Annotated in this window: 1 protein-coding gene; it reads left to right on the forward strand. The window is 67.1% G+C overall.

The genetic code is table 11. The features are described from left to right. Nucleotides 1–380 (forward strand): citrate lyase subunit alpha (locus tag DDA898_RS00410; protein ID WP_038909836.1); only part of this gene is annotated, 380 nt, incomplete at both ends.

Genomic DNA, 380 nt, shown 5'->3' on the forward strand with positions numbered 1-380 from the left:
CGCATTCCTCGGGGTGCCGAGCAGCGACGAGTTCGGCAACGCCAACGGCACGTCGGGGAAATCCCGCTGCGGCTCGCTCGGCTACGCCATGGTGGATGCGCACTATGCCCGCAAGGTGGTGCTGCTGACCGAAAGTCTGGTGCCGTTCCCCAACATGCCGGCCAGTCTGGTGCAGGATCAGGTGGACTTCGTGGTGCCGGTGGACGAAGTGGGCGACCCGGCGAAAATCAGCGTCGGCGCGGCGCGCGTGACCAGCAACCCGCGTGAACTGCTGATTGCCCGCCGGGCGGCGGACGTGATCGCGCACTCCGGCTATTTCAAACCGGGCTTTTCGATCCAGACCGGCTCCGGCGCGGCCTCGACCGCCTGTACCCGTTTCC

This window comes from Dickeya dadantii NCPPB 898, assembly GCF_000406145.1.
Classification (GTDB): domain Bacteria; phylum Pseudomonadota; class Gammaproteobacteria; order Enterobacterales; family Enterobacteriaceae; genus Dickeya; species Dickeya dadantii.